The sequence below is a fragment of the Phenylobacterium zucineum HLK1 genome (genome assembly GCF_000017265.1).
GTDB lineage: Bacteria > Pseudomonadota > Alphaproteobacteria > Caulobacterales > Caulobacteraceae > Phenylobacterium > Phenylobacterium zucineum.
This window is the reverse complement of sequence record NC_011144.1, coordinates 3,502,426-3,525,068: the sequence shown is the minus strand read 5'-3', so window position 1 is coordinate 3,525,068 and position 22,643 is coordinate 3,502,426. Positions and strand designations below refer to the sequence as shown.

General features: G+C 72.9%; 27 protein-coding genes. 9 read left to right on the top strand and 18 right to left on the bottom strand.

Going from position 1 to position 22,643, the window contains the following annotated elements:
* Positions 1 to 20: 20 nt before the first annotated feature.
* Positions 21 to 347, bottom strand: coding sequence for a helix-turn-helix domain-containing protein (locus tag PHZ_RS17190; RefSeq protein ID WP_012523646.1), 327 nt, complete (start codon positions 345 to 347; stop codon positions 21 to 23).
* A gap of 141 nt (positions 348 to 488) precedes the next feature.
* Here PHZ_RS17190 and PHZ_RS17185 point away from each other — a divergent pair, with 141 nt between their 5' ends.
* The 3 genes from PHZ_RS17185 to PHZ_RS17175 all read left to right on the top strand — a co-directional run bounded on the left by PHZ_RS17185 (position 489) and on the right by PHZ_RS17175 (position 5,523).
* Positions 489 to 3,485: an autotransporter outer membrane beta-barrel domain-containing protein gene (locus tag PHZ_RS17185; protein ID WP_012523645.1), complete on the top strand. Its 2,997-nt coding sequence runs from the start codon at positions 489 to 491 to the stop codon at positions 3,483 to 3,485.
* Between the two features lie 251 nt (positions 3,486 to 3,736).
* A complete protein-coding gene (locus tag PHZ_RS22260; RefSeq protein ID WP_012523644.1) occupies positions 3,737 to 4,630 on the top strand; it encodes a M23 family metallopeptidase in 894 nt (297 codons plus the stop codon).
* Between the two features lie 41 nt (positions 4,631 to 4,671).
* Entirely contained in the window at positions 4,672 to 5,523 is an 852-nt protein-coding gene (locus tag PHZ_RS17175; RefSeq protein ID WP_012523643.1) for an alpha/beta hydrolase, read from the top strand.
* On the opposite strand, the gene tilS is transcribed toward PHZ_RS17175, so the two are convergent.
* The 11 genes from tilS to ruvC form a co-directional block, all read right to left on the bottom strand.
* On the bottom strand, positions 5,504 to 6,730 hold the full coding sequence (gene tilS / locus PHZ_RS17170; protein WP_041374366.1) for a tRNA lysidine(34) synthetase TilS: 1,227 nt from the start codon (positions 6,728 to 6,730) through the stop codon (positions 5,504 to 5,506). The two genes, PHZ_RS17175 and tilS, sit on opposite strands and share 20 nt — an antisense overlap.
* Entirely contained in the window at positions 6,727 to 7,575 is an 849-nt protein-coding gene (gene ybgF / locus PHZ_RS17165; RefSeq protein WP_012523641.1) for a tol-pal system protein YbgF, read from the bottom strand. The genes tilS and ybgF overlap by 4 nt, the downstream gene beginning before the upstream one ends.
* A 4-nt stretch (positions 7,576 to 7,579) precedes the next feature.
* On the bottom strand, positions 7,580 to 8,140 hold the full coding sequence (gene pal, locus PHZ_RS17160; protein ID WP_012523640.1) for a peptidoglycan-associated lipoprotein Pal: 561 nt from the start codon (positions 8,138 to 8,140) through the stop codon (positions 7,580 to 7,582).
* A gap of 67 nt (positions 8,141 to 8,207) precedes the next feature.
* Positions 8,208 to 9,500, bottom strand: coding sequence for a Tol-Pal system beta propeller repeat protein TolB (gene tolB, locus PHZ_RS17155; RefSeq protein ID WP_012523639.1), 1,293 nt, complete (start codon positions 9,498 to 9,500; stop codon positions 8,208 to 8,210).
* Positions 9,501 to 9,523: 23 nt separating this feature from the next.
* Positions 9,524 to 10,318 (bottom strand): hypothetical protein, encoded by a 795-nt coding sequence (locus tag PHZ_RS17150; protein WP_012523638.1) that lies wholly within the window; start codon positions 10,316 to 10,318, stop codon positions 9,524 to 9,526.
* Positions 10,315 to 10,803, bottom strand: a complete 489-nt coding sequence (locus tag PHZ_RS17145) for an ExbD/TolR family protein (RefSeq protein ID WP_012523637.1) — start codon at positions 10,801 to 10,803, stop codon at positions 10,315 to 10,317. The genes PHZ_RS17150 and PHZ_RS17145 overlap by 4 nt, the downstream gene beginning before the upstream one ends.
* Position 10,804: 1 nt before the next feature.
* A complete protein-coding gene (gene tolQ / locus PHZ_RS17140; protein ID WP_041373661.1) occupies positions 10,805 to 11,506 on the bottom strand; it encodes a protein TolQ in 702 nt (233 codons plus the stop codon).
* Between the two features lie 53 nt (positions 11,507 to 11,559).
* The gene (locus PHZ_RS17135; RefSeq protein WP_041373660.1) at positions 11,560 to 12,006 is read right to left on the bottom strand and encodes a YbgC/FadM family acyl-CoA thioesterase; all 447 of its coding nucleotides are present in this window, start codon (positions 12,004 to 12,006) and stop codon (positions 11,560 to 11,562) included.
* Positions 12,003 to 13,037 carry a Holliday junction branch migration DNA helicase RuvB gene (gene ruvB / locus PHZ_RS17130; protein ID WP_012523634.1) on the bottom strand — a complete coding sequence of 345 codons (1,035 nt, stop codon included), beginning with the start codon at positions 13,035 to 13,037 and terminating at the stop codon, positions 12,003 to 12,005. The genes PHZ_RS17135 and ruvB overlap by 4 nt, the downstream gene beginning before the upstream one ends.
* Positions 13,034 to 13,648 (bottom strand): Holliday junction branch migration protein RuvA, encoded by a 615-nt coding sequence (gene ruvA, locus PHZ_RS17125; RefSeq protein WP_012523633.1) that lies wholly within the window; start codon positions 13,646 to 13,648, stop codon positions 13,034 to 13,036. Before ruvA ends, ruvB begins: the two co-directional genes overlap by 4 nt.
* A 112-nt stretch (positions 13,649 to 13,760) precedes the next feature.
* On the bottom strand, positions 13,761 to 14,288 hold the full coding sequence (ruvC, locus tag PHZ_RS17120) for a crossover junction endodeoxyribonuclease RuvC (RefSeq protein WP_148216903.1): 528 nt from the start codon (positions 14,286 to 14,288) through the stop codon (positions 13,761 to 13,763).
* 158 nt (positions 14,289 to 14,446) lie between these two features.
* Between ruvC and PHZ_RS17115 the strand changes: the two genes are divergently transcribed.
* On the top strand, positions 14,447 to 14,641 hold the full coding sequence (locus PHZ_RS17115; protein ID WP_041373659.1) for a hypothetical protein: 195 nt from the start codon (positions 14,447 to 14,449) through the stop codon (positions 14,639 to 14,641).
* Here PHZ_RS17115 and PHZ_RS17110 read toward each other — a convergent pair.
* Positions 14,638 to 15,411, bottom strand: coding sequence for a site-2 protease family protein (locus PHZ_RS17110; protein WP_148216902.1), 774 nt, complete (start codon positions 15,409 to 15,411; stop codon positions 14,638 to 14,640). The genes PHZ_RS17115 and PHZ_RS17110 overlap by 4 nt on opposite strands.
* A 108-nt stretch (positions 15,412 to 15,519) precedes the next feature.
* Here PHZ_RS17110 and PHZ_RS23255 point away from each other — a divergent pair, with 108 nt between their 5' ends.
* Positions 15,520 to 15,861 (top strand): hypothetical protein, encoded by a 342-nt coding sequence (locus tag PHZ_RS23255; protein WP_012523630.1) that lies wholly within the window; start codon positions 15,520 to 15,522, stop codon positions 15,859 to 15,861.
* A gap of 4 nt (positions 15,862 to 15,865) precedes the next feature.
* Here the strand turns inward: PHZ_RS23255 and PHZ_RS17100 are convergent, their stop codons facing one another.
* The gene (locus PHZ_RS17100) at positions 15,866 to 16,291 is read right to left on the bottom strand and encodes a VOC family protein (RefSeq protein ID WP_012523629.1); all 426 of its coding nucleotides are present in this window, start codon (positions 16,289 to 16,291) and stop codon (positions 15,866 to 15,868) included.
* Positions 16,292 to 16,309: 18 nt separating this feature from the next.
* A complete protein-coding gene (locus PHZ_RS21890) occupies positions 16,310 to 17,665 on the bottom strand; it encodes a sensor histidine kinase (protein ID WP_049758312.1) in 1,356 nt (451 codons plus the stop codon).
* Positions 17,666 to 17,892: 227 nt separating this feature from the next.
* On the opposite strand from PHZ_RS21890, the gene PHZ_RS21885 reads away from it, so the two are divergent.
* Positions 17,893 to 18,609 (top strand): hypothetical protein, encoded by a 717-nt coding sequence (locus tag PHZ_RS21885; protein ID WP_012523627.1) that lies wholly within the window; start codon positions 17,893 to 17,895, stop codon positions 18,607 to 18,609.
* Positions 18,610 to 18,616: 7 nt separating this feature from the next.
* Positions 18,617 to 19,375: a metallophosphoesterase family protein gene (locus PHZ_RS17085; RefSeq protein WP_012523626.1), complete on the top strand. Its 759-nt coding sequence runs from the start codon at positions 18,617 to 18,619 to the stop codon at positions 19,373 to 19,375.
* Here PHZ_RS17085 and PHZ_RS17080 read toward each other — a convergent pair.
* Positions 19,372 to 19,584, bottom strand: a complete 213-nt coding sequence (locus PHZ_RS17080; RefSeq protein WP_041373657.1) for a hypothetical protein — start codon at positions 19,582 to 19,584, stop codon at positions 19,372 to 19,374. The two genes, PHZ_RS17085 and PHZ_RS17080, sit on opposite strands and share 4 nt — an antisense overlap.
* Positions 19,585 to 19,729: 145 nt before the next feature.
* Here PHZ_RS17080 and PHZ_RS17075 point away from each other — a divergent pair, with 145 nt between their 5' ends.
* On the top strand, positions 19,730 to 20,215 hold the full coding sequence (locus tag PHZ_RS17075) for a pyridoxamine 5'-phosphate oxidase family protein (RefSeq protein WP_012523625.1): 486 nt from the start codon (positions 19,730 to 19,732) through the stop codon (positions 20,213 to 20,215).
* A gap of 108 nt (positions 20,216 to 20,323) precedes the next feature.
* The gene (locus PHZ_RS17070) at positions 20,324 to 21,448 is read left to right on the top strand and encodes a hypothetical protein (protein ID WP_012523624.1); all 1,125 of its coding nucleotides are present in this window, start codon (positions 20,324 to 20,326) and stop codon (positions 21,446 to 21,448) included.
* A 52-nt stretch (positions 21,449 to 21,500) separates the two neighbouring features.
* Here PHZ_RS17070 and PHZ_RS17065 read toward each other — a convergent pair whose 3' ends face one another.
* Complete coding sequence (locus PHZ_RS17065; protein ID WP_012523623.1) at positions 21,501 to 22,139, bottom strand: peptidylprolyl isomerase; 639 nt, start codon at positions 22,137 to 22,139, stop codon at positions 21,501 to 21,503.
* Positions 22,140 to 22,149: 10 nt separating this feature from the next.
* Positions 22,150 to 22,641 carry a hypothetical protein gene (locus PHZ_RS17060; RefSeq protein ID WP_041373656.1) on the bottom strand — a complete coding sequence of 164 codons (492 nt, stop codon included), beginning with the start codon at positions 22,639 to 22,641 and terminating at the stop codon, positions 22,150 to 22,152.
* Between the last annotated feature and the right edge of the window lie 2 nt (positions 22,642 to 22,643).

The following is a 22,643-nucleotide window of genomic DNA, read 5'->3' as shown; positions in this document are numbered from 1 at the left end:
GAGGTCTCCTGGTCTACGCTTCAGGCCGTCGCGCGGCCCTGGGCGGAGTCGGTCTCGAACAGAAGCCGGAAGAGCTCGGGTTCGTAATAGCGCAGGAGCGTGCGGGCGAACTCGCCGGGGTCCAGCCCCAGCGCCGTGGCCCACGCCGCCTGGGTCTCGATCGGCAGCCGGCCGAGGCCGCTCTCCACCTGCGAGACGAAGGTGTAGTAGCGCAGCCCCACCTTTTCCGCCAGTTCGGCCTGGGTCATCCCCGCCGCCTCCCGCGCCGCCTTGAGCCAGCGTCCCGCCTGCTGGCGGAGCGCCTTGATCTGGGCGGCCTTGGCCGGGTCGGTCGCGGGTCTGGGCATCGGGGGGTCCCTTAAGGCCCTCCCACGCCTCTTGCGGGAGTCGCGGGAGCGGACTACTACAGTTTTTTCGAAACTCACTAATACACAATATGGCCCTGCTGACCAGCGGGTCCGCCCAGCATCTCGGAAAACGGGGTAGTGATGAAGCGTCTGTTCGTCTCCGCGGCCGTGCTGCCGCTCCTGCACGCCGCCGGCGCCCACGCCGAGACCAAGATATCCACCGCCACGACGACCCCTGTCCGCACCTCCACCGTGTCGGGCGGTCAGCCGGATTCGATCCTCATCGAGGCCAACGGGTCGATCAAGCCGACCGCCGCGGGCGCGGCGGTGACGATGGACTCCGCCCATGCAGTGAAGAACTCGGGCGCCATCGGCTTCACCGGCGTCAGCAACGCCACAGGCGTACTGCTCGTCGGCGGGGCCTCCGGGGCGTTCACCAACTCCGGGACCATCGACATCGTCGAGGACTACACCGCCGAGGACGCCGACAAGGACGGCGACCTCGACGGGCCGCTGGCTCAGGGCGCCAACCGCTTCGGCGTCCGCGCGACGGGGCCCGGGGCCTTCACGGGCGACGTGCGCAATGAGGGCGCGATCAACGTCGAGGGGAACGATTCCGGCGGCGTCTCGCTGGAGACGCGGCTGCAGGGTTCGCTGACCAATGCGGCTTCGGTCGGCGTCGTCGGCGACCGTTCGGTCGGGGTCCGGGCCGACTCGGTCTCGGGCGACGTGCGGATCACCGGCGCGGTGGCGGTGCGCGGCCAGGGCTCGGTCGGCGTCCAACTGGGCGACGTGGACGGCGCGGTGGTGCTGCAGAATGGGATCACGGCCACCGGCTACCGCTCCACCCAGCGCGCCGACGACGCCACCCGGGCCAAGCTCGACGCCGATGACCTGCTCCAGGGCGGGGCCGCCGTGCGCCTCACGGGCAATGTGGGCAAGGGTCTGCTGCTGGACCGGCCGCCGACGGAGAGCAACGCCGACGACAAGGACGAGGACGACGACGGCGTCGACGACACGCTGGAGGCGACGGCCCAGCTCGCCTCGTCGGGCTCGTCGCCCGCGCTGGACATCGGCGGCGCCCAGGCGACGACCTTCGGCCTCGTCGGGACGGGCGACCGGGCTTTCGGGATCGTCAACCGCGGCCAGATCACCTCGGACGGGGTCAACGACGCCGTTTCGGCCACCGCCGTGCGGATCGGCCAGACCGGCGGCGGAACGACCACCATCCAGGGCGGGATCTACAACGACAAGGCGGTGATCAGCGCCAAGGCCTACGGCGCCGAGGCGACCGGCCTGCTGCTCAACCCGGGCGCCGTGGTCAACACGCTGCGCAACACCGGCACGATCGCCGGCGACCAGATCGGCGGGGCGCACGAGGGCCGGGCGATCGTCGACCTGTCGGGCACGCTGAACATCATCGACAACTCGGGCGTCATCCGCGGCTCGGTCACGCCGAAGAGCGGAGAGACGGCGACGGCGCGCGGCGTCGCGCTGGACCTGCGGGCCAACGCCAACGGCGTCGCCCTGACCCAGGCGAAGGTCGGTTCGGACGACAAGCCCCAGATCATCGGCGACGTGCTGTTCGGCTCGGGCCGGGACGTGCTGACGGTGCGCGCCGGGACCGTCACCGGCGACCTCAGCTTCGGCGCGGGCCAGGACGAGCTCGTTATCGACGGCGGCGCCCAGGTCGCGGGCCGCCTGTCGGACTCCGACGGCCGCCTGACCGTCAACATGGGCGAGGGCCGGCTCACCGTCACCAACACCGACACCGTGAACGTCAACGCCCTCCACCTGGGCCAGAAGGCGGTCCTCGCGGTGACGATCGACCCCGCGGCCGACGAGGCCACGCGCTTCAGGGTGGCGGGCCAGGCGACCTTCGCCTCGGGCTCGCAGCTGGACGTCGAGCTCAGGTCGCTGCTGCGCGGCTCGCACTCGTACGAGGTGGTCCGCGCCGACCAGCTCAGCGTCGCCGACGCGGCGGCCACGATCTCGGGGGCGCCCTACCTCTACAAGTCGGCGTTGCGGGCCGACATCTCGACGGGCTCGCTCTACGTCGACATCCAGCCCAAGACCGCCGCCGAGCTGGGCATGAACCGGTCGGGCGCCCAGGCCTACACGGCGGTGTTCGATAACCTCGACACCAGCGAGGCGCTCGAGCAGGCGTTCCTGGCCCAGACCACCGAGGACGGCTTCTTCGGCCTCTACGACCAGATGCTGCCCGACCACTCGGGCGGGGCCATCATGTCGGCGGCCGCCATTTCCTCGGCCATCTCGGCGGCCACGGCCCAGCCGATGACGATCGACCGGGAGTCGGGCACGGGGATCTGGGCGCAGGAGATCCTGTTCGAGATCCGCCGCGGACGCGAGGATGCGCTCGGCTTCAAGTCGCAGGGCTTCGGCCTGGCCGGCGGGGTGGACCTGCTCGGCGACGCCAACGCCCTGGGCCTGTCCGCCGCCTTCGTCGCCACCGAATACCGCGACCGGGGAGCTGCGGCCGGCGAGCAGGTGTCGATGAACGTGCTGAACGGCGGCGGCTACTGGCGCTACAGCGCCGGCGCCCTGCAGGCCAGCGCGCGGGCCGGCGTGGGCTATGTCTGGTTCGACGGCGACCGGCGGCTGGTCGGCTCCGGTCTCGAGCTGCGCGCGGAGTCCGACTGGACGGGCTGGATCGCCGACGCCCACGCCGCCGTGTCCTACACCCTGGACGTGGGTGCGTTCTACGCCCGGCCCGAACTGGCCCTGGACTACCTGCGGCTCAGCGAGGACGGCTACACCGAAAGCGGCGGCGGGGCCGGGTTCGACCTGACCGTCGAGGACCGCAAGGGCGACCTGCTCACCGGCCAGGCCGCGCTCGCCGTCGGCTGGCGCTTCGGCGAGGAGTTCTACTGGGCGCCCGAGCTGAAGGTCGGCTGGCGCCAGCGGCTGGCCGGGAATCCCGGCGAGACGACGGCGCGCTTCGGCGACGGAAATCCCTTCACCCTCGACGCCGAGCAGGTGTTCGACGGCGGGATCGTGGCTCGCCTCGGCCTGCGGGGCGGCTCGCCCAAGGCCGTCTACGCGCTCGACGCCGGTGGGACGTTCGAGGACAAGTATCGCGAGTACGATATTCGCGCCACGGTCCGCTTCCAGTTCTGAGGCGACGCTTCCTCTCCCGTCCCGGCGGGAGAGGGCGGCTTTCGGAAAGTAGTTTGATGGACGGGTTCCAGCATTCGGCGCCCGTCTGACCCGGCCTCGGCCATGACCGCAGAACAACGGTTTGCGGCATGCCTACTTTTTGCCTAGAAGGCCCGCCAGTTAACCACCCCCTTGCTGTTGGGTTCTGCCGAAGCTTGGCCGTTCGACGTGAGCGGCGCCCGGAAAGCTCGGCTATTGGTGGAGTTGCAGCCTTGACGGACCTGAGCGTGGCCCAGGACGGGCGTGTGCGGCACTGGCTCCTGGACGCGGCGCTTGGCGGCGCGGCGGCGCTGGGGGCGATCACCCTGGCCCATGCGGCCCTGCCGGACAGTCCCCCTCCGGCGCCGGTTCCCACGGTGGAGAAGATCGTGCTCACCGAGGCGCCCGCGCCCGAGACGCCGCCGGTGCTGATCGCCTTCGCGGACCCTGTCCCGGGCCGGCAGATCGTCTCGCCGTTCGGCCTGCGCCAGCTCCCCTGGGAGGAGGGCGGGCGGTTGCACGCAGGCGTGGATATATCGGGGCGGCCGGGCGAGCCCGTGCGGGTGGCCGCGGACGGCGTGGTCACCGAAGCGGGACGGAACGGGTCCTATGGCCGCTATGTCGCCGTGCGTCACGCCGAGGGGCTGACCACCTTCTACGCGCACCTCGGCCATGTGGCTCGCCACGTGCGCCCCGGCCTGGCCGTCAAGGCCGGCGCCACGCTGGGCGGCGTCGGCTCGTCCGGGACCTCCACCGGGCCGCACCTGCATTTCGAGATCCGCGACCGCCGCGACCGGCCGCTCAACCCCACCCTGTTCCTCGGGCGCACGTTCGCCGAGGCCGACGACCTGCCCCTGCGCCAGGCCCAGCGCTTCCCCCGCAAGGTGCGCGTCGCGCAGGTCTCGTTCATCCCCAGGCACAAGCGCGCCCTCATGGAGGCGAAGCTGGAGCGCGAGGCCGACAGGAAGGCGCAGAAGGCGACCCAGCTCGCGGTCCAGGACGCGCCGGCGCCCTCCGCCCTCGACGACGGCGCCGCCAAGGACGCCGCGGCGGTTGAGCGGTTCGAGGGGCTGAAGGTGCTCCCGCTGGGCGAGGACGGCCGCCCGCGCGGCCAGGTCAGCTCCTAGGCCTGCTCGACGCCGACCCTTCGAGCCGCCTAGATGGGGCCATGAGGGGGACCCTGGTCGACATCGGCGGACGCCGCCTGCGGTGCGTTCGCGCCGGGCCGCCGGCGCCCGCCCCGCTCGTCGTCTGCGAGCACGGCGCGTTCGGCTGCGCCGCCGACTGGGCCGTGGTGCAGGAGAAGCTGACGGCCAGGGGCCTTCGCAGCCTCGCCTACGACCGGGCCGGCATGGGGCTCTCCGATCCGGGTCCGGGCGTCCGCGACGGCCGCGCCGCCAACGCCGATCTCGCCGCCCTGCTGCAGGCCCTGGGCGAGGACGGCCCCCTGGTCCTCGCCGGCCATTCGATGGGCGGGCTCTCGTCGCGGCTCTTCGCCCTGGCCCATCCCGGCCGCGTGCGCGGCCTGGTGCTGGTGGACGCGGTGACGCCCGACGCCCTCGGACTGCCCGGCGCGCCCCTGGCGATCGCGGGCTTCGGTCAACTCCTGCGGCTGGCCAGCGTCGCCGGACGGGCGGGGCTGATGGTCCCCGTCTCGTTCCTCACCGGCAACCTGATCGGCCTCACCGGCGAGGCCAAGCCCGAGAAGCGCAGGATCCACGCCTCGCCGGTCCACGCGAGGTGGGCGGCGGCCGAGGTGCTGCAGTGGCCGGCGACCTCGGCCCTGGCGGCGGCCGCCGAACTGCCCGACGACCTGCCCGTGGCCGTAGTGACGGCCGGGGCGGCGCAGCTCCGCGGCGGCCTGCGGGCCCTGCAGGAGGCGCCCGCCCGGCGCTCGCGCTTCGGACACATCGACCATGTGGCGGGGTCGACCCACGCCAACCTGCTGGGACCGCGCCACGCCGGCGCCATTGTCCGCGGCGTGGAGCACGTGCTGTCGGCTAGTCCGGCTCGCGGGTGACGAGGCCCGCGGCGGCGCGGAGGCGGTCGGCGACGAGGCCGCGGACCTGGACCGCCGGCGTATCCGACAGCAGCGGGCAGCTCACGCGCTCGCCGTCGAGGATGGTCGGCAGGGCGCCGCGGGCGGCGGCGGGGACCGCCTGCAGCCGCCGCCGCTCGGCGTCGGGCAGGCGGCTCGCAAGGCCGGCGAGCCGGCGGACCTCAAGACCCGGCCGGGGGGCGAGGAGTTCGAACCGCCCATCCCAGACCACCGCCTGGCTCCTGGGCAGGGACAGGGCTGCGAGCCCGCCGCGGGCCGCCTCGCCGGCCTCGCGGAAGATGCGGATAGCCGTCGTGTCCGCCTCGATGCGCCCGCCGGCCAGGGTGGCGAGCACCGGCCCGTCACCCCGCAGGGCGGCCGAGAGGCGGGCCGCTCGGACGCCCGGCGGCCGTCGCGATCCGCCGCCCGCGCAGACGCAGGCCATGGCGAGCCAGCGTTCCGCCAGTCCGGCCGGCGATGCGCGGAACGCGGCGCGGGCGACGTCGAGCACGCCGAGCCGTTCCTCGAACGGAATGGCGGCGGGCGCCGGCTCTTGCCGCTCGAGCGGGGTGTCCGCGGGCAAGGCGCGCCGCGCGCGGGCGCGGGCGAACCGCGGATCGGCGTTGGCGGGGTCCTCGATCCAGGTCTCGCCGCGGGCCGAGAGCCAGTCGCGCAGCTCGGCCCGCCGCACGTCCAGCAGCGGGCGCAGGACGAAGACCCCGCGCCCCTCGGGCCAGGCGGGGGAGGGGGCCCAGACGCGGGGCTCGGGCGTGGTGGCGCCGGCGGCGCGCATGACCTGCGCCTCGGCCACGTCGTCGGCGGTGTGGCCCATCAGAATCACGCGGGCGCCGGCCTCGCGCGCGGCCTCCGCGAGCAGGCGATGCCGGGCGGCGCGGGCGGCGGCTGGCAGGCCCGAGGCCGGCTTCGGCCCCGTCCATGCGAGCGCGCGGAACGGGCGGCCCAGCCGCTGCGCCAACGCCTCGCAGCGCCCCGTCCAGGCCGCGCTGTCGGGATTGAGCCCATGGTCGAGCGTGAGCAGCAGGAGGTCGCGGCGCGACCGCCGGGCCCAGCCCTCGGCGATCAGCGCGAGCGCGACGGAGTCGCCGCCGCCCGAGACGGCGACCGCGAGGGGCCGGCGACTGCCCTTCAGGAGATGGCGGTCGAGGAGCGCTTCGGCCCGGTCGGTCAGGCCGCGCACTTCGCCTGGGTGCGGGTGGCGGCCGCCCGGCTGGTGATGTTCGCCGGAGCCTTGGGATAGCGCTTGGGCAGCTCGGCCAGGGTTCGGCAGGCGTCCTGCGGCTTCTTCAGCGCCACCAGCGAGCGGGCGAGCTCGACGACGGCGTCGGGCGCCCAGCTGGTCTGCGGCCAGCCGCGGATCGCGCCGATGTAGGCGGTGGCGGCGTCGTTGTGGGCCCCGCGCACCGACAGCGTCTTGCCCCACCAGTAGCGGGCCTCGGGCGTGCGCTGGCCGTCGGGCCAGGTCTCGACGAAGGCGGCGAAGGCGTCCTCGGCGCCGTCGTAGTCGCCGGCGAGCATCAGCTGGCGGGCCCGGGTGAAGGCCTCGGTGGGGTCGGCGGCGGGCGCCGGCGCAGCGCCGGCGTCCTCGCTGGGCGGCGGGGGCGGCGGCTCGACCACCGTCAGGCGTTGGGTGAGCTCGTCGACCTGGGTCTTCAGGGCGGCGTTCTCGCGTTTGGTCTGCTGCAGCTCGAAGGTGGCGGTCTCCAGCGAGCCGTTGATGCGCTGGAGGGTCCGCTCGAGGTCGTCGATGCGCGCGGCCAGCTCGGCCATCCGGGCGTCGGCGTCGGAGGGCTGGACCACCACCGGCTTTCCGGTGTCGCGCATCTGGAAGACGATGGCGCGCAGCTCGCGGACGACCTTCTCCATCCGCTCCACCCGGCGGGCGTCGCGCGAGTCGAGCGGATCCTCGGCCGGGGTCGCCGGGAAGGGCGTCTGGGCCGTGGCCGGCGCCGCCGTCGCAAGGACGGCGAACGCCAGGGCGGGAAGGACGAAGCGGCTGCGCGTCATCTGACTCATGCGGTTACTGGCGGGCGCCGCTCACGATGGCCGTGCGGGCGTTCCGGTTCTTCTGATAGGCCTCCTCGGTCGTGCCCGGATCGAGGGGCTGCTCCTTGCCGAAGGAGATGGTCGAGATCCGGTCCGAGGTGACGCCGCGGTTCACGAGGTAGTCGCGCACCGAGTTCGCCCGGCGCGCGCCGAGGGCCAGGTTGTATTCGCGGGTGCCGCGCTCGTCGGCGTTGCCCTCGATGCGCACGCGCACCTGGGGATAGCGGCGCAGCCATTCGGCCTGGGCGTCGAGGAGCGGCCGCGCGTCGGTGCGCACGTCGTGCTGGTCGAGGTCGAAGTAGACCCGGTCGCCGACGTTGACGACGAAGTCCTGGGCCGAGCCCGGCACGGGGGCCAGCGGCTGCTGCGCGACCGGGGGCTGCGTCGGGGCGCCCTGGTCCGCCGGCGGCGGCGTGGTGGGCGGGGCGGTCTCGTACTGCGGCTTGGGCCGGCTGGCGCACGCGGCCAGCGAAGTCGCCGCCGCGGCCACCAGGGCCAGACGCAGGGCCGCGCCCGTGTTCACGCTTCGCAACATCTGGGTCTCCTCGTGTCTCGGATGGAATTCCATCGTCAGGGTCTATCGGGCGGAATCTGGGCGCAAGCTAGTTAAGGAGCGGCGACCATGCCGGGTCCGAGCCCGATCCCGGATACGGCATAGGCTGTAGAACGCGCCCGGTCACGTCTACGCTCCACAGCCGCGGCGCGCCGCCGGGCGTTTCGCGCGAGAACATGAGCACGCGGCCGTTCGGCGCCCAGGTCGGGCCCTCGTCTAGATAGCTGGAGGTGAGCAGCCGCTCGTCCGAGCCGTCGGCGCGCATGACGCCGATGTGGAACTGCCCGCCCGTCTGCTTGGTGAAGGCGATGAACTCGCCTGTCGGGCTCCAGACCGGGGTGGTGTAGCGGCCCTGGCCGAAGGAGATCCGCCGCGGGTTCGAGCCGTCGGCGCCCATGACGTAGAGCTGCGCCGAGCCCGACCGGTCCGAGTTGAACACGATCCTCTGGCCGTCCGGCGAGAACGACGGCGAGGTGTCGATCGACGGATCCGACGTCAGCCGCGTGCTGGAGCGGCTGGAAAGGCTCATCACATAGATGTCGCTGTTGCCGCCGCGCTCGACCGAGAACGCCACCCGGCCGCCATCGGGCGAGAAGCGCGGGGCGAAGACCATGCCCTGGAAGTTGCCGAGGCTCTCGCGGCGGCCGGTCTCGAGGTTGAACAGCCAGATGGACGAGCCGTCGGGCCGCAGCGACATGTAGGTGATCTCCTGGCTGTTCGAGGAGAAACGGGGGGTCATGACGATGTACGAGCCGTCGGTCAGGTAGCTGGGGTTGGCCCCGTCCTGGTCCATGATCGCCAGGCGCTTGACGCGCTTGCCGCGGGGGCCGCTCTCGGCGACGAACACCACGCGGGTGTCGAAGTAGCCCTTCTCGCCGGTCAGCCGCTCGTAGACGGCGTCCGAGATCTTGTGCGCGACGCGGCGCCAGTTCTCGGGGCTGGAGGTGAACTGCAGGCCGAGCAGCTGCTGCTCGGCGAAAACGTCCCACAGGCGGAAGTCGACGCGCAGCCGGCCGCCCTCGACGGTCACCTGCCCGTTCACCAGGGCCTGGGCGTTGATCTGCTTCCAGTCGGCGAAGCGCGGCTGGACGGCGATGTTGACGTCGCGCTCGATGAACGCCGCCGGGTCCAGCGGCTGGAAGAGTCCCGAGCGCTGGAGGTTGGCGCTGATCACCTGGGCGATGTCGGCGCCCTGCTGGCCGCCGAAGGCCGGCACGGCGATCGGCAGCGGCTGGACGTCGCCGCGGTTGACGTTGACCTCGATCTCGGCCCGGGCGGGCTGGACGGTGAGGCCCGCGGCGAACAGGCAGGCGAGGGCGAGCATCAAGGGCTTCAGCCGCATGCAAAGGCTCCGGATCGGTTCGGTCATCGGTCGGCGCAGGCCTCCCGGGCGTTGAAGTTCACAGCGATGCGCTGACCATAGTAGTCGCGCGAGAGGCCGCGGAAGGGCGAGGCGGCGTAGACGGCGCGCTCGGCCCGCTCGGCGGCGGCCTGGCCCACGGCGTCGCGGGGGCCGCCGGTGATCTGGGACGTGACCTGGCCGACGAGCTGGCCGCCCGAGCCGATGTTGAACACGACCCGGACGATCACGTCCCGGCCGCCCTCCACCGTGCAGTTGGGATTCCAGCGGCGCTGCAGCTCCTGGACGAGGCCCTGCATGTCCGCGCCGGCCGCGAGACCCCGGCCGGCGGTGTTGCGGGCGTCGGGCGCGGTCTCGGCGCGGGAGGGCCCTTTGGCGGCGGGCGAGGGGCGGCTCTTGGCCAGCGAGCTTTCGAGGCTCGCGAAGAAATCCTCGCTGGACTCCTTGGTCTTCGGCGTCGGTCGCGCGGCCTTGGGGGCGGGCGCCTTGGCTGCGGGGGCGGGCGTCTTGGGCGTGGGCGCGGGCTGCGGCTGCGGCGGGGCCGGCGGGGGCTGGGGCTGGGGCGGCTCGGGCGTCGGCGCGGCGTCCGGGACGGGCGTCTCGGCCATCGCCTCCTGGGTCTCGGGAGCCTGCAGCGCGGGACGGGTGTCGAGGTCGGGGGCGGACGAGACGATGGTAACGGGCACGACCGCGCCCACCTTCAGGTCGCGCGCGCCCCAGGAGATCATCAGCGCGGCGGCCACGCCCGCGTGCAGCGCGAGCGAGCCGAAGGCCGCGGGCGAGACCTCGATGCGCCTCACGGGCCGGCCTGCTCCTCGGCGCCCGACGAGGGGCCGCCCGTGTCGGTGATCAGGTTGATGGATGAGAAGCCCGAGGTGGACAGCGCGGCCATCACCTGGGCCACCACCTCATAGGTCGCATGGCGGTCGGCGCGGACGTAGACCGGCCGGCTCTGGCCCTCGCTGAGCGCCTGCATGCGGGGGGCCAGGCCGGCGAACGGCACGGGATCCTCGCCGAGATAGATCGAGCCGTCGGCTCGGATGGAGACGGTCAGCGGCTCGGGCTGGTCTTGGATCGCGCCCGCCTCGGTCTTGGGCAGCTCGACCGGCACCCCAGCGGTCAGCAGCGGCGCCGAGATCATGAAGACGATCAGCAGCACGAGCATCACGTCCACCAGCGGGGTGACGTTGATCTCGGAGAGCGCGCCGCGCCGGCCGCGGCCGTAACGGCGACGGTTGCGGCGCCCGCCGCCGGCGGCGAAGGCGTCGTTGGCCGACAGCGCCATGTCAGGCCCGCTCCGCCAGCCGCCGCTGGATGGCGGTGGACAGGTCGTCGGCGAAGCCCTCGAGGCGGGCGGCGTACTTGCCGGCCGAGGTCGAGAACGCGTTGAAGGCGATGTAGGCCGGGATGGCGGCCACCAGGCCGATGGCGGTCGCGAACAGCGCCTCGGCGATGGCCGGGGCCACCACGGCCAGGGAGGTGTTCTTCTGGATGGCGATGGCCTGGAAGGAGTTCATGATCCCCCAGACCGTGCCGAACAGGCCGATGAACGGCGAGGCGGTGGCGACGATCGCCAGGGCGCCCAGGCCGTTCTCCACCCGCGCGCTCTCGCGGGCGATGACCGCATCGAGGTGGCGGTCGATGCGCTGGATCAGGAAGGCCACCTGGGCCTCGGTGGGCGGCCCCTTCTGGCGCGCGTCACGCCACTCCTTCAGCGCGCCCTGCAGCATGCGGGGCAGGGCGTGGGCGGGCCGCTCGCCGGCCTCGGCGGCGACGTCCTCCAGGCTGCGGCCCGAGGCGACCTGGTCCTCGAAGCGGGTCGCCTCGCGGTTCAGGGCGGCGAAGCGGAACAGCTTGTCGAGGATGATCGTCCACGACCAGAGCGAGGCCAGGGCCAGGCCGATCATCACCAGCTTCACGACCCAGTCGGCCTGGAAGAACAGGTTGACGATGTTGAAGCTTTCGGGAGTGACGGCGGCCGGGTCCATCGAGGTCCTTCTCGTCTTCTTTGCGGCGTGCTTGGCGGGGATCGGTGGCGAACTTATGGCGCGGCGAAGAGCGGCTTCAGCCGCTCGACCAGGCCTGGCGGCGGGCGTCGGGCGCGGCCGTCCAGGCCGATGCAGGCGGCTTCGACGCTGGCCTGCGCGATCAGATCCTGCCCGCGCAGGATTCGCTGGCTGACGAACAGGCGCGGCCCCTTCACGGCGTCGTAGGTGGTCCGCACATGCAGGGCGTCGTCGATGCGCGCGGCGCGCTTGAAGTCGATGGCCATGTGGGTGACCGCGAAGGCGGCGGGCTCGGGCAGCTCCAGCAGCGCCTGGTGGCCGATCCCGCAGACGCGCAGGAAGTCGCTCCGCCCCCGTTCGAAATAGCGCAGGTAGTTGGCGTGGTAGACGACGCCGGTGAAGTCGGTGTCCTCGTAGTAGATCCGCACCGGCAGGACGTGCTCGCGGCCTTCCAGCCACCCCGCGCTGGGCTCGTGGCTCATTTGTCGAACAGATCCGCGGGCGGCGCGGCTCCCCCGAGGTTTCGCGGCGCCTGGAGGCCCAGGTGCTCGTAGGCCTTGGCGCAGGCCATGCGGCCGCGGGGCGTGCGCTGGATGAAGCCCTGCTGCAGCAGGAAGGGCTCGATGACGTCCTCGACGGCGTCGCGGGCCTCGGCGATCGCATAGGCCAGGGTCTCCACCCCGGCCGGGCCGCCGGCGTAGTTCTCGATCAGCGCCCGCAGGTAGCGGCGGTCGAGGGCGTCGAGGCCCACCTCGTCCACGTCCAGTCGGGCCAGGGCGGCGGCGGCGGCCTTGCGGTCGATCACTTCGGCGCCGTCGGCGGCGGCGAAGTCGCGGACCCGGCGCAGCAGCCGGCCGGCCACGCGCGGCGTGCCCCGAGCGCGGGCGGCGATCTCTCGCGCGCCCGACGGATCGAGCGGCGCGCCCATCTTGGCCGCGGCGCCCAGCAGCACCCTGGCGAGCTCGTCGTGGGTGTAGAACTCCAGCCGCACCGGGATGCCGAACCGGTCGCGCAGCGGCGTCGCCAGCAGGCCGGCGCGGGTCGTGGCCGCCACCAGGGTGAAGGGGGCGAGGTCGATCCGCACCGACCGGGCCGAGGGACCTTCGCCGATCACCAGGTCGAGGACGTGGTCCTCCATGGCCGGGTAGAGGATCTCCTCCACATTGGCGGCCAGGCGGTGGATCTCGTCGATGAACAGGACGTCGCGAGGCTCGAGGTTGGTCAGGATGGCCGCCAGGTCCCCCGCCTTGGCCAGCACCGGCCCAGAGGTGGCGCGGAAGTTCACGCCCAGCTCGCGGGCCAGGATCTGGGCGAGCGTGGTCTTGCCGAGGCCCGGAGGGCCGAACAGCAGCACATGGTCCAGGGCCTCGCCCCGACCCCGGGCGGCGTCGATGAACACCGAGAGGTTCGCCTTGGCCTGCTCCTGGCCGACGAATTCGGACAGCGTCTGCGGCCGCAGCGCCCGGTCGGCCGGCTCGAACGGCTGGGCCTCCCCCGAAACGATCCGGCTCACCGTCCCAGCTCCTGCAGCGCGGCCTTGATGAGCGCCGGCGGTTCGGCCTCTTCACCCAGGCGCAGGGCGGCGCTCTCGACCACCCGGCGGGCCTGCGGCTCGGCGATCCCCAGGCCCATCAGGGCGGCGACCGCCTCGCCGGCGGCCGAGACCTTGATCGGCTGGGGAGTCGTCGCCTGGGCGTGGAAGGCGGCGACGGGGCCGTCGGAGATCGGCTTGTCCTTCAGCTCGACGACGATCCGCTGGGCGAGCTTGGGGCCGACCCCGTTGGCGCGGGCGACGGCGGCCTTGTCCTCGCGCGCGACGGCGGCGGCGAGCTCGGGCGGGGCGAGGACGTCGAGGACCGCGAGCGCGGCCTTGGGCCCCACGCCCTGGATGGTGCGCAGCGTCACGAACGCCCGGCGCTCGTCGCGGCCGAGGAAGCCGTAGAGGGTCACGCCCGTCTGCTCGCCGAAGACGCTCTCGACGTGGATCACCGTCTCCTCGCCCACCGCCGGCAGGCGCGAGAGCGTCCGCGATCCGCAGCGCACGACGTAGCCTACGCCCATCACGTCGATCAGGGCGTCCTCCTCGCCGACCTCGGCGACGAGCCCGCGCAGGCGGCCGATCAAGGCGCGCGCTCCAGCGGTTGGAAGGGGCGAATCACGTTCGGCATGCGTTCCCGCTCACGTACCGCGCGCCCGCGCGAGGGGGAACCTCGGACACGGTGATTTGTCCGCCGCTTCAGGCGACCCGCCATGTCCGGTTGGCGGCCGTGCGGGCGTGGGCGTGGGCGATGGCGACCGCCAGCGCGTCGGCGGCGTCGGCGGTCGTCTTGCCGGCGGCGGGCAGCAGGCGGGCGATCATCCAGCCGACCTGCGCCTTGTCGGCGCCGCCGGTCCCGACGACCGCCTTCTTGACCACGGTGGCGGCGTACTCGGCGACGGGCAGGCCGGCGCGCGCGGGGGCCACGAGGGCCATGGCGCGGGCGTGGCCCAGCTTGAGGGCCGAGCGGGCGTTGTCGTTGACGAAGGTCTCCTCGACGGCGGCCTCGTCGGGGGCGTGCTCGGCGATGATCGCCTCGATCCCCGAGAGCAGCACCAGCAGGCGCTCGGCGAAGGGCAGCTTGTCCGGCGGGGCGATGACCCCGTGGGCGACGTGGCTCAGGCGCGCGCCCTCGCACGCCACCACGCCCCAGCCGGTGCGGCGCAGGCCCGGATCGAGCCCCAGGATGCGGACGGGTCGAATCGCGTTCATCGTCTGTTCCAGCATGCCGCAGATGAACCGTGAAAGCTTGCCGAAAGGTGACCTACGCCGGCCGGGCCGGAAGCGGAGCCATAAGTCCGCTCTATGCTGCACTGCAAAAAAGTCGATTGGACGCCGGTACGCGACGGCGCCAGATAGGACGCCTCCCAGGTTCGAGGTTCCCTATGCGCCGCGTCGAGCACTACCTGAAGCAAGCCGCCCTCGCCGAGACGGCGGCGGCGAAGACCGCGGACGCGGCGGCGCGCGACCACCTCAGGCGGATGGCCGAACGGTACCGCGAGCTGGCCTCGATCGTGCAGGCCGAACTGCGGGAGGCGGACCGCGATGCGTCCCGCCGCCCCATGCTTTCGCTGGTCTAGCGCCAGAACTGGAAGGCCTCGAAGCCCGCGACGATAGCCGGCCGCGGCACGCCCAGGCCGGCGGCCAGGTCGGCGGCGGTCCCGAACAGCAGGGCGCCGAAGCCGGGGACGAGGAAGATCGCCGCCAGCAGGATCAACAGGCCCAGGCCTTCGGCCTTCCGCAGGCCGGGATCCCAGCGCTTGGGCAGGAACGGGCGGACGGCGTTGAAGCCGTCGAGGCCCGGGATCGGCAGCAGGTTCAGGATCAGCGCCGTCGCCTGCAGGAAGGCGAGGAGCGCGACCGCCGCGAACAGCGGGCCCGAGGCTGACCCGCCCCACATCGCCAGGACGCCGGCCAGCACCAGCAGGACGACCAGCGTGCCGAGGGGGCCGGCCAACGAGGCGGCGGCCCGCCAGGCCGGGCTGCGCATCAGGTCGTGGCGCAGCCAAACCGCGCCGCCCGGGAAGCCGATGCCCCCCAGCGCCAGGGCGATCAGCGGGATGACGAGGCTGGTCGCGAGATCGCCGTACCGGCGCGGATCGAACGAGAGATAGCCCTTCTCGCGCACGGTGTGGTCGCCGGCGAGGTAGGCGACGAACGCATGGCCGAACTCGTGGGCCATGACCGCCAGGATCCAGCCGCTCATCACGAAGCCGAAGGTCAGCAGGCCCAGCGCGCCCGGCGCGGCGGCGGTCGCCAGCGCCGCCCCGCAGGCGGCGAAGGCGCCCAGGATCGCAAGGCCCACCAGGTTGTTGGGGGGCGGCGGAGCGGCGGTCGTCGAAGCGGTCATGGCGTCTATATGGACCATTCCCGGCGCGATTGCCGAGGGGGACGAGGAGCGCTCCGGAACGGCCAAGGTCGAACGGCGTTAGCTCGGCTTCACGACGGAGGAGAAACCATGCGTCCGATTCTGATCAGCGCCGTGCTCGCCGCGGCGGCCGGGGGGCTCGGCGCCTGCGCCAGCACCGGCTACGACAGCTACGCCTCGGCCTGCGAGCGCGACTACCAGCGCAACCGCGCCGCCGCCACCGCGGCCGGCGCCGTGATCGGCGGCGCGGCCGGCGCGGCGGTGGCCAAGGACGACGCCGCGGGCGCGGCCATCGGCGCGGTGGCGGGCGGCATCATCGGCAACCAGCTCGCCAAGCGCGACGATCCCTGCGGCTACGGCTTCGGCGGCTATCCCGTCGATCCGGCCTACGGCTACTGGGACGAGCGGCGCGGCCGCTGGGTGCGGCGCTAGGCCGTCACGCCCTGAAGGTGACCCGGCCCTCGGCGTCGATGGGCCAGGCCGGGTTCCAGGCGATCTCCCAGGCGTGGTCGTCGGGATCGGCGACATAGCCGCGGAAGCCGCCGTGCGGCGGGGCGTCGCCGTCCCGCAGCCGCCGTCCGCCCGCCGCGACGAGCCGATCGATGAGCGGTTGGACCTCGTTCTGGCGCGCGACGTTGTGGGCGAGCGCGAAGGCGCCGGGCCGTGCAAGGCCGGTCCGGCGCATGTCGGCCTCCAGCGCCTGCTGCAACCACAGCCCGAGCACGAAGCCGTTCATCTGGTAGAAGGCGATTTCCTCGTTCTCGAACACCGGCGTCCAGCCGAAGCCCTCGGCGTAGAAGCGCCTGGAGCGCGCCAGGTCGCCGATCCCGAGAGTGAGCACGGCCATCTGTGGCTGGACCATGGGGTCGTCTCCCGCGGGTCAGGTCGGCAGGGGCGCGAGGATTTCGCAGACCACCCCGGTGGGCAGGTACTGGATGTTGACCTCGCCGCCCAGCTCCTGGGCGAGGGCCCGTTCGATCATGCGCGAGCCGAAGCCGCTCCGGGCCGGCGGGCGCACCAGCGGACCCCCGCTCTCCTCCCAGCGCAGGCGCAGCCAGTTCCCCTCGCCCACGCTCCAGGCGATCCGCACCACCCCCGTGGGGTTGGACAGCGCGCCGTACTTGGCCGCGTTGGTGCCGAGCTCGTGCAGGGCCAGCGCCATGCTGACCGCCACCTGCGGCGGCAGGCGGACCGACAGCCCCTCGACGATCGCGCGCCGCTCGACATCGGCCACCTGGCTGACCTGATCGCGGACCACGTCGCGCAGGTCCGCCGCCTCCCAGCTCGCGTGGGTGAGCAGGTTGTGGGCTCGGGACAGGGCGCCCAGCCGCGCCTCGAACGCGTCGCTCGCCCGGGCGAGATCGGTCGCCCCGCGGAAGGTCTGCCGGGCCAGGCTCTGCACGACCGCCAGGGTGTTCTTCACCCGGTGGTTCAGTTCGTTGAGCAGCAGCTGGCGATGCTCCTCCGCGCGCCGGCGGGCGGTGATGTCGACCGACGAGCCGATCAGACCCACCACCTCGCCCGCCTCGTTCAGCAGGGGCGCCTTGGTGGAGTGCCACCAGGCGACGGTCCCGTCGGGGAAGGTCACCTGTTCCTCGAGCTGCTGGGTCTCGCCGCTCTCCATGATCCGGCGGTCGTTGGCCATGACGGCGGCGGCCTCGGCCTTGTCGTCCAGCAGCTCCATGTCCGTCCGGCCCACGAAGTCCTCGAACGGACGGCCCAGCAGGGCCTCCACGCCCCGGTTGCCGACCAGCAGGCGCCCTTCGCGGTCCTTGGCGTAGACGACGCCCGGCACGGCCACCATGAACGTGCGCAGCAGCCGGTTGGCCTGGAGCAGGGCTTCTTCGGTGTTGCGGCGGTCGTTGATGTCGACCAGCACGCCGGGGAACCGGGTCGGCCGGCCCTCGGGATCCAGCTGCACCTCGCCGGTCGCCTCCACCCAGCGCCACACGCCGTCGCTCCGCAGCACCCGGTACTCGCAGCGGTACCCCCCGCCGCGCCCCAGGGCCTCGCCGATCGCGGCGTTCACGCGATCGGCGTCGTCGGGATGGATCGAGCGCTTGACCTCCTCCAGGGGCAGGCCGCGGCGGCAGAGCTCAGGGTCGACGCCGAACGAGCGGGCGAACTGCTCGTCCGCCAGGAACACGTCGGACGGCACGTCCCAGACCCAGGTGCCGACGATGGCGCCGGCCTTCAGCGCCAGGTCCACCCGTTCCGCGGCGGTGAGCTGGGCCACCGGCCGCTCCGGCGGGGCGGGGGCGGCGTTCGCACGATCGTGACCGTCGCCGGGCCGGCGTCGGTCATGCGGAAGGGTTGTCGTCTCGCGCGTCAGTTGAAGGTTCCCGGAAATCGACCTCACCATTGGCCCATCCAGGGCCGCGAGTCACGCGAAGTCGGGATCGAAGCGGCGCGGCGGACATTTCTAGCCCCGGGCAGTGAAGGTCGCATCGGAGGCGCCCTGAGATGAGCCAATACCCGGACGCACACCCGGGCCCCGATCCGGGCCTGGCGCGCGCGGTCTCGGCGGACCTGGAAGGGATATTCCGTCCCGCTGCGGCGCCGGCGGCCGCCCGCGGCGCGCGCGTGCGCAGCCTGCGCCCGGCGGGCGAGCCGCGGGAAGGGCGGCGGGCCCGGCTCGGCGCGATGGCCGCGACCGCGCTGGCGGGCCTGGCCATCGGCGCCCTCGCGGCCAAGCTGCCGAATACGGACCGGGAAGCCTCTCGTGGCGCGGTGCTGGCCGCCGCGCCCGCGCCGGCCGCCCGCATCGCCGTGCCGCCCATCGACCCGGCGCCGCCGGCCGTTCCGCCCACGAAGGTCGAGCCTGCGCAGGTGAAGGTCGCGGAGGCCGTGGCCGAGCCCGCGCCCACCAGGCTCCGGCCTCAGAAGGCCAAGGCGACGGCGGGGCCCGATCGCGCGCGCTCCGCCCGCTACCGCTGCGCCGGCCTTCGCGGCGACGCCGAGGCGCGATGCGCCTACCCGGCCGTGATGGCGGCGGACCGCAGCCTGCGGGCCGCCTATGATCGGGCGGTGCGGGCGGGCGTGCCGCGCAGCACCCTGGTCAGCTACCGCAGCCGCTGGGCCAGGCTGCGCCATCGGGCGGACGATCAGCCGGCGCGGGTGATCAGCGACTACCGCCGGATGGCCGAGGATCTGAACCGCCTGTCGCGGGACGTCGTGTGAGGCCCGCATGAGCACCGAAGGCGAGCTGGTCTATGCGGTGGGCGACGTCCACGGCTGCTACGACGAGATGAAGGCGCTGCTGGGCAGGATCGCTGCGGACTACGCGGCCCGCGCCCGCGGCCGCCGACCCGTGCTGATCTTCCTCGGCGACTACGTGGACCGGGGCCCGCAGTCGGCCAAGGTCCTGGAGGCGCTGGTCTGGCTGAAGCGCCGGCCCGACCTCGAGGTCCGGCTGCTGAAGGGCAACCACGAGCAGGCGATGCTGGCTTTCCTCGACGATCCCGAGGCCAACCGCCCCTGGCTGACCTGGGGCGGGGCCGAGACGCTCGCGGCCTACGGCGTCGCGCCGCCCGAGGAGGCCGGAGCCGCGCCTGGAGCCGCGACCCGCGCCCGGGACGCCCTGCTGGAGCGCATGCCCGCCGGGCATCTGCTGCTGCTGCAGCGGCTGGAGCTGATGGTCGCCGTCGGGGACTACGCCTTCGTGCACGCCGGCGTCCGCCCCGGCGCGCCGCTCGCCCAGCAGACCGAGGCCGACCTGCTGTGGATCCGGCAGGGGTTCCTCGACGCCCCCGGACCGTTCGAGAAGGTCATCGTCCACGGCCACACCTGGCTGGACGAGCGGCCCCAGATGCTGGAGCACCGGCTGGGGCTGGACACCGGCTGCTACCGCACCGGCGTGCTCACCGCCCTTCGGATCGACGGGGGCGAGCGCGCACTGATCCAGGCCGGCGAGGCCTGGGCCGGAGCGCAGGCGGCCGCGCTCTAGTCGTTCTTGAAATAGCCGTTCCAGTCGGGCTCGCCGCGCAGGCGGCGGATCACCCGCTGCATCCGCGGCCGGGTGAGCAGGAACGCCAGCCAGGCGCCGGCGAGCGCCAGGCTGACGAGCACGCTCTGCAGCAGCACGTACGACCCCGCCAGGAGCAGGAACGTGGTGGCGGCTAGAAACAGAATGGCCCGGACGTCGCGTGCGCGCATGCGGATCGAACCCCTCCCGGAGCTGGTCCCTCCACCGCCTAACGTCGGACGCTCGACTTAGGCTCCCGTGGATTTGACGGGTCGCAAGGCGCACGGCGCGGACCCGTGGCCATCTTCGCCGTCGCCGTCCCGAGGAGGTCCCGCCATGCCGACGCCGCACGAGGAGATCCTGGCCATCCTGCGCGAGGGGAAGGACATGACCCTCGCCACGCTGCGGCCCGACGGGGCGCCGCACGCCACCACCGTCAGCTACGCGAGCGACGGCATCGGCATCTACTTCGGCTGCGGCGAGGGATCCCAGAAGGCCCGCAACCTGGCGCACGACGAGCGGGTGTCGCTCACCATCGACCTGCCCTACGCCGACTGGAGCCAGATCCGCGGCCTGTCGATCTTCGGCCGCGCGCAGCGGGTGACCGATCCGGACGCCCTGATGCGGGTCGCCGAGACCTTCCTGGCGAAGTTTCCGGAGGTGGCCCAGTACATCCGGGCCGGCGAGGCGGGGCCGGCGATGTTCCGGGTGACGCCCGAGCTGGTCTCCATCCTCAACTACGCCAAAGGCTTCGGCCATACCGAGCTGGTGCGGGTGACCGACGCCTGGGGACGAGGCCGGGTGGAGCCCGCCTGCGACTGAATCGGAACCCCCGATCGGAACGCATTGCCGAACGCGGTCCAGAATCGTAAGTTCGGTATGACAACGCCGCGCAGACTGCGGCGAAGAGATCATTGGGGAGCCCTTGCCGTGAAACGCGCCGCCACACTTTTCATCGGAACCGCCCTGTGCGTCGCGCCGCTGGCGCTGATGTCCGCGGCGCCGGCGGCCGCCCAGGCCAAGGGCGAGGCCAAGGCCGCCGCCAAGTCGTCCTACAAGGCCCCCCGCAACGCCTTCGGCCAACCGGACCTCGCCGGCTTCTGGACCAACAACACCATGACGCCGATGACCCGGCGCGCGGGCGTCACCAGCCTCGTCTACACCGAGGAGCAGGTGAAGGAGATGGAGGCGCTCGCCGAGCAGGAGGTCGAGGAGGGCAACCGGCCCACCGATCCCAACGCGCCGGCCGAGGCTCCGGCCCAGCGGACCGACAACGTGCGTCCCGAGTTCGCCGCGGCCGGCGGCGACGTCGGCGGCTACAACCGTGGCTGGCTGGATCCGGGTCACACCGTGATGCGGGTGAACGGCGAGCCGCGCAGCTCGCTGCTGACCACCCCGAACGGCCAGATCCCCAAGCGCAAGGCGGGCGCCCCGGCCCCGCAGGGCTTCGGCCGCGGCATGGGCTCGTTCGACAGCTACGAGACCCGTTCGCTGGGCGAACGCTGCGTCATCGGCTTCGGCCGCAACGGCGGACCGCCGATGTTCCCGAACGGCTTCTACAACAACAACTACGAGTTCGTTCAGACGCCGGACACCTTCGTCATCCACGTCGAGATGAACCACGACCTGCGGATCGTGCGGCTGAACGGCAAGCACCGCACCGACGGCGTGCGCCCGTACTTCGGCGACTCCATCGGCTGGTGGGAAGGCGACACCCTCGTCGTCGAGACCACCAACATCCCGCGGACCCAGGCCTTCGCCGGCTCGTGGGAGAACCTGAAGGTCACCGAGCGCTTCACCCGGGTGGGTGAGAACCGCCTCCACTACGCCTTCCAGATCGACGATCCCACGCTGTGGGACGCGCCCTGGGGCGGGGAGTACGAGTTCGCGCCGCTGAACGGCCGAATCTACGAATACGCCTGCCACGAGGGCAACTACGCCCTGCCGGGTATCCTGGGCGGCGCGCGCGCCGAGGAGCAGGCCGCGGCCGAGGAAGCCGCCGCCAAGGCGAAGGCCGACGCCAAGCCGGCCAAGGGCAAGAAGTCGGGCGACTGATCCGCCCCCGGGCGCCGGCTCCCCGAAATCCTGGGGGCCGGCCGTCCGACGGCTACTGGACCCGCCGGACGCGGACGATCCGCACGGGCTTGACCAGCATTTCGCCCTTCATGGCGCCGGTCCCGGCCTTGGGGTCCACCGGCTTGCCGAGGATCGTCTGGGCGACGTCCATTCCCTCGACCACCTTGCCGAAGGCGGCGAAGCCGGGGGTCTTCTTCGGATCCTTGGGGTCGGCGTCCAGGTAGTCCTGGTCGCCGATAACGATGAACCAGTCCGCCTGCGCGGTGCCTGGCGCATGCCGGCCCATGGAGATCACGCCGCTGACGTGCTTGATCCCGGTCTGGGTGGTCGGCTCGTGGGCGACGGGCGGCAGCACCTTCTTCGGATCGTTCTGCAGGCCGCCCTGGATGACGCCGTAGTCGTTCGGCGCGTAGCCCGGGGGCTTGGAGGCCCGGTAGAAGCTGGCGCCGTCGAACAGGCCGCGGTCGACGTACTTCAGGTAGTTGGCCACCGTCTTGGGCGCCTTGTCGGCGTAGAGCTCGAGCACGATGGGCCCTTCCGCGGTCTCGATCCGCACGCGCGGATTGGGCGCCTGGGCCTGGGCCTGAGTCTGGGCCTGAGTCTGGGCGGGGGCGGCGGTGGAGAGGGCGAGGGCGGCGGCGAGGCCGAGAAGGGCGCGTCTTGCGAACATGGCGGCGAGCTTATTCGGCGGTCCGGCAGCGGACCAGGGTGTCGGTCTGCGAAAGCGTCCTCAGCCGTCCGCCCGCTCGCGCGAACGTCATCAGGCGCTCGGCGCAGCTCAGCCGCGTGCGGCCGCCCGTCTCGATGCGGGTGCGCACATGGGCGGACAGCGCCCCGCCGGTCCGGCGCGGACCCAGGAACACCTTCCGCACCTGCACCGTCTCGGCGACCTTCGACCTGGCCAGCGTGCGGGCGAGCTGGGCGCGAGCCTGGGGGACCGTGCTCGTCCCGTAGGGCACGATGGCGTTGTCCGAGCCGAGCGCCTGGGACGTGAACACCGCCTGCGGCGCAAAGCCGGCGAAATAGCCGTCGAGGTCGCCGGCGTTCAGGGCGCGGACCTGGCCGGCGGCGAAGGCGCGGACCTCGGGCTCGGTGAGCGGCGCCGGAGCGGCCGATGCGGCGGAGGCGGCGGCCGCCAGGGCGGCGGCGCAGGCGATGGCGGCAGGGCGCATGG

What these genes read in the sequence shown, in the direction of transcription:
- PHZ_RS17190 (WP_012523646.1), bottom strand. Translation starts at nt 347, where the DNA reads ATGCCCAGACCCGCGACCGACCCGGCCAAGGCCGCCCAGATCAAGGCG.
- ruvC (WP_148216903.1), bottom strand. Translation starts at nt 14,288, where the DNA reads ATGCTGGAACAGACGATGAACGCGATTCGACCCGTCCGCATCCTGGGG.
- tolQ (WP_041373661.1), bottom strand. Translation starts at nt 11,506, where the DNA reads ATGGACCCGGCCGCCGTCACTCCCGAAAGCTTCAACATCGTCAACCTG.
- PHZ_RS17065 (WP_012523623.1), bottom strand. Translation starts at nt 22,139, where the DNA reads ATGTTCGCAAGACGCGCCCTTCTCGGCCTCGCCGCCGCCCTCGCCCTC.
- PHZ_RS17075 (WP_012523625.1), top strand. Translation starts at nt 19,730, where the DNA reads ATGCCGACGCCGCACGAGGAGATCCTGGCCATCCTGCGCGAGGGGAAG.
- PHZ_RS17115 (WP_041373659.1), top strand. Translation starts at nt 14,447, where the DNA reads ATGCGCCGCGTCGAGCACTACCTGAAGCAAGCCGCCCTCGCCGAGACG.
- PHZ_RS17060 (WP_041373656.1), bottom strand. Translation starts at nt 22,641, where the DNA reads ATGCGCCCTGCCGCCATCGCCTGCGCCGCCGCCCTGGCGGCCGCCGCC.
- ybgF (WP_012523641.1), bottom strand. Translation starts at nt 7,575, where the DNA reads ATGAGTCAGATGACGCGCAGCCGCTTCGTCCTTCCCGCCCTGGCGTTC.
- PHZ_RS17185 (WP_012523645.1), top strand. Translation starts at nt 489, where the DNA reads ATGAAGCGTCTGTTCGTCTCCGCGGCCGTGCTGCCGCTCCTGCACGCC.
- PHZ_RS23255 (WP_012523630.1), top strand. Translation starts at nt 15,520, where the DNA reads ATGCGTCCGATTCTGATCAGCGCCGTGCTCGCCGCGGCGGCCGGGGGG.
- PHZ_RS17080 (WP_041373657.1), bottom strand. Translation starts at nt 19,584, where the DNA reads ATGCGCGCACGCGACGTCCGGGCCATTCTGTTTCTAGCCGCCACCACG.
- PHZ_RS17135 (WP_041373660.1), bottom strand. Translation starts at nt 12,006, where the DNA reads ATGAGCCACGAGCCCAGCGCGGGGTGGCTGGAAGGCCGCGAGCACGTC.
- PHZ_RS17100 (WP_012523629.1), bottom strand. Translation starts at nt 16,291, where the DNA reads ATGGTCCAGCCACAGATGGCCGTGCTCACTCTCGGGATCGGCGACCTG.
- PHZ_RS17110 (WP_148216902.1), bottom strand. Translation starts at nt 15,411, where the DNA reads ATGACCGCTTCGACGACCGCCGCTCCGCCGCCCCCCAACAACCTGGTG.
- PHZ_RS17085 (WP_012523626.1), top strand. Translation starts at nt 18,617, where the DNA reads ATGAGCACCGAAGGCGAGCTGGTCTATGCGGTGGGCGACGTCCACGGC.
- PHZ_RS17175 (WP_012523643.1), top strand. Translation starts at nt 4,672, where the DNA reads ATGAGGGGGACCCTGGTCGACATCGGCGGACGCCGCCTGCGGTGCGTT.
- PHZ_RS21885 (WP_012523627.1), top strand. Translation starts at nt 17,893, where the DNA reads ATGAGCCAATACCCGGACGCACACCCGGGCCCCGATCCGGGCCTGGCG.
- tolB (WP_012523639.1), bottom strand. Translation starts at nt 9,500, where the DNA reads ATGCGGCTGAAGCCCTTGATGCTCGCCCTCGCCTGCCTGTTCGCCGCG.
- PHZ_RS17145 (WP_012523637.1), bottom strand. Translation starts at nt 10,803, where the DNA reads ATGGCGCTGTCGGCCAACGACGCCTTCGCCGCCGGCGGCGGGCGCCGC.
- pal (WP_012523640.1), bottom strand. Translation starts at nt 8,140, where the DNA reads ATGTTGCGAAGCGTGAACACGGGCGCGGCCCTGCGTCTGGCCCTGGTG.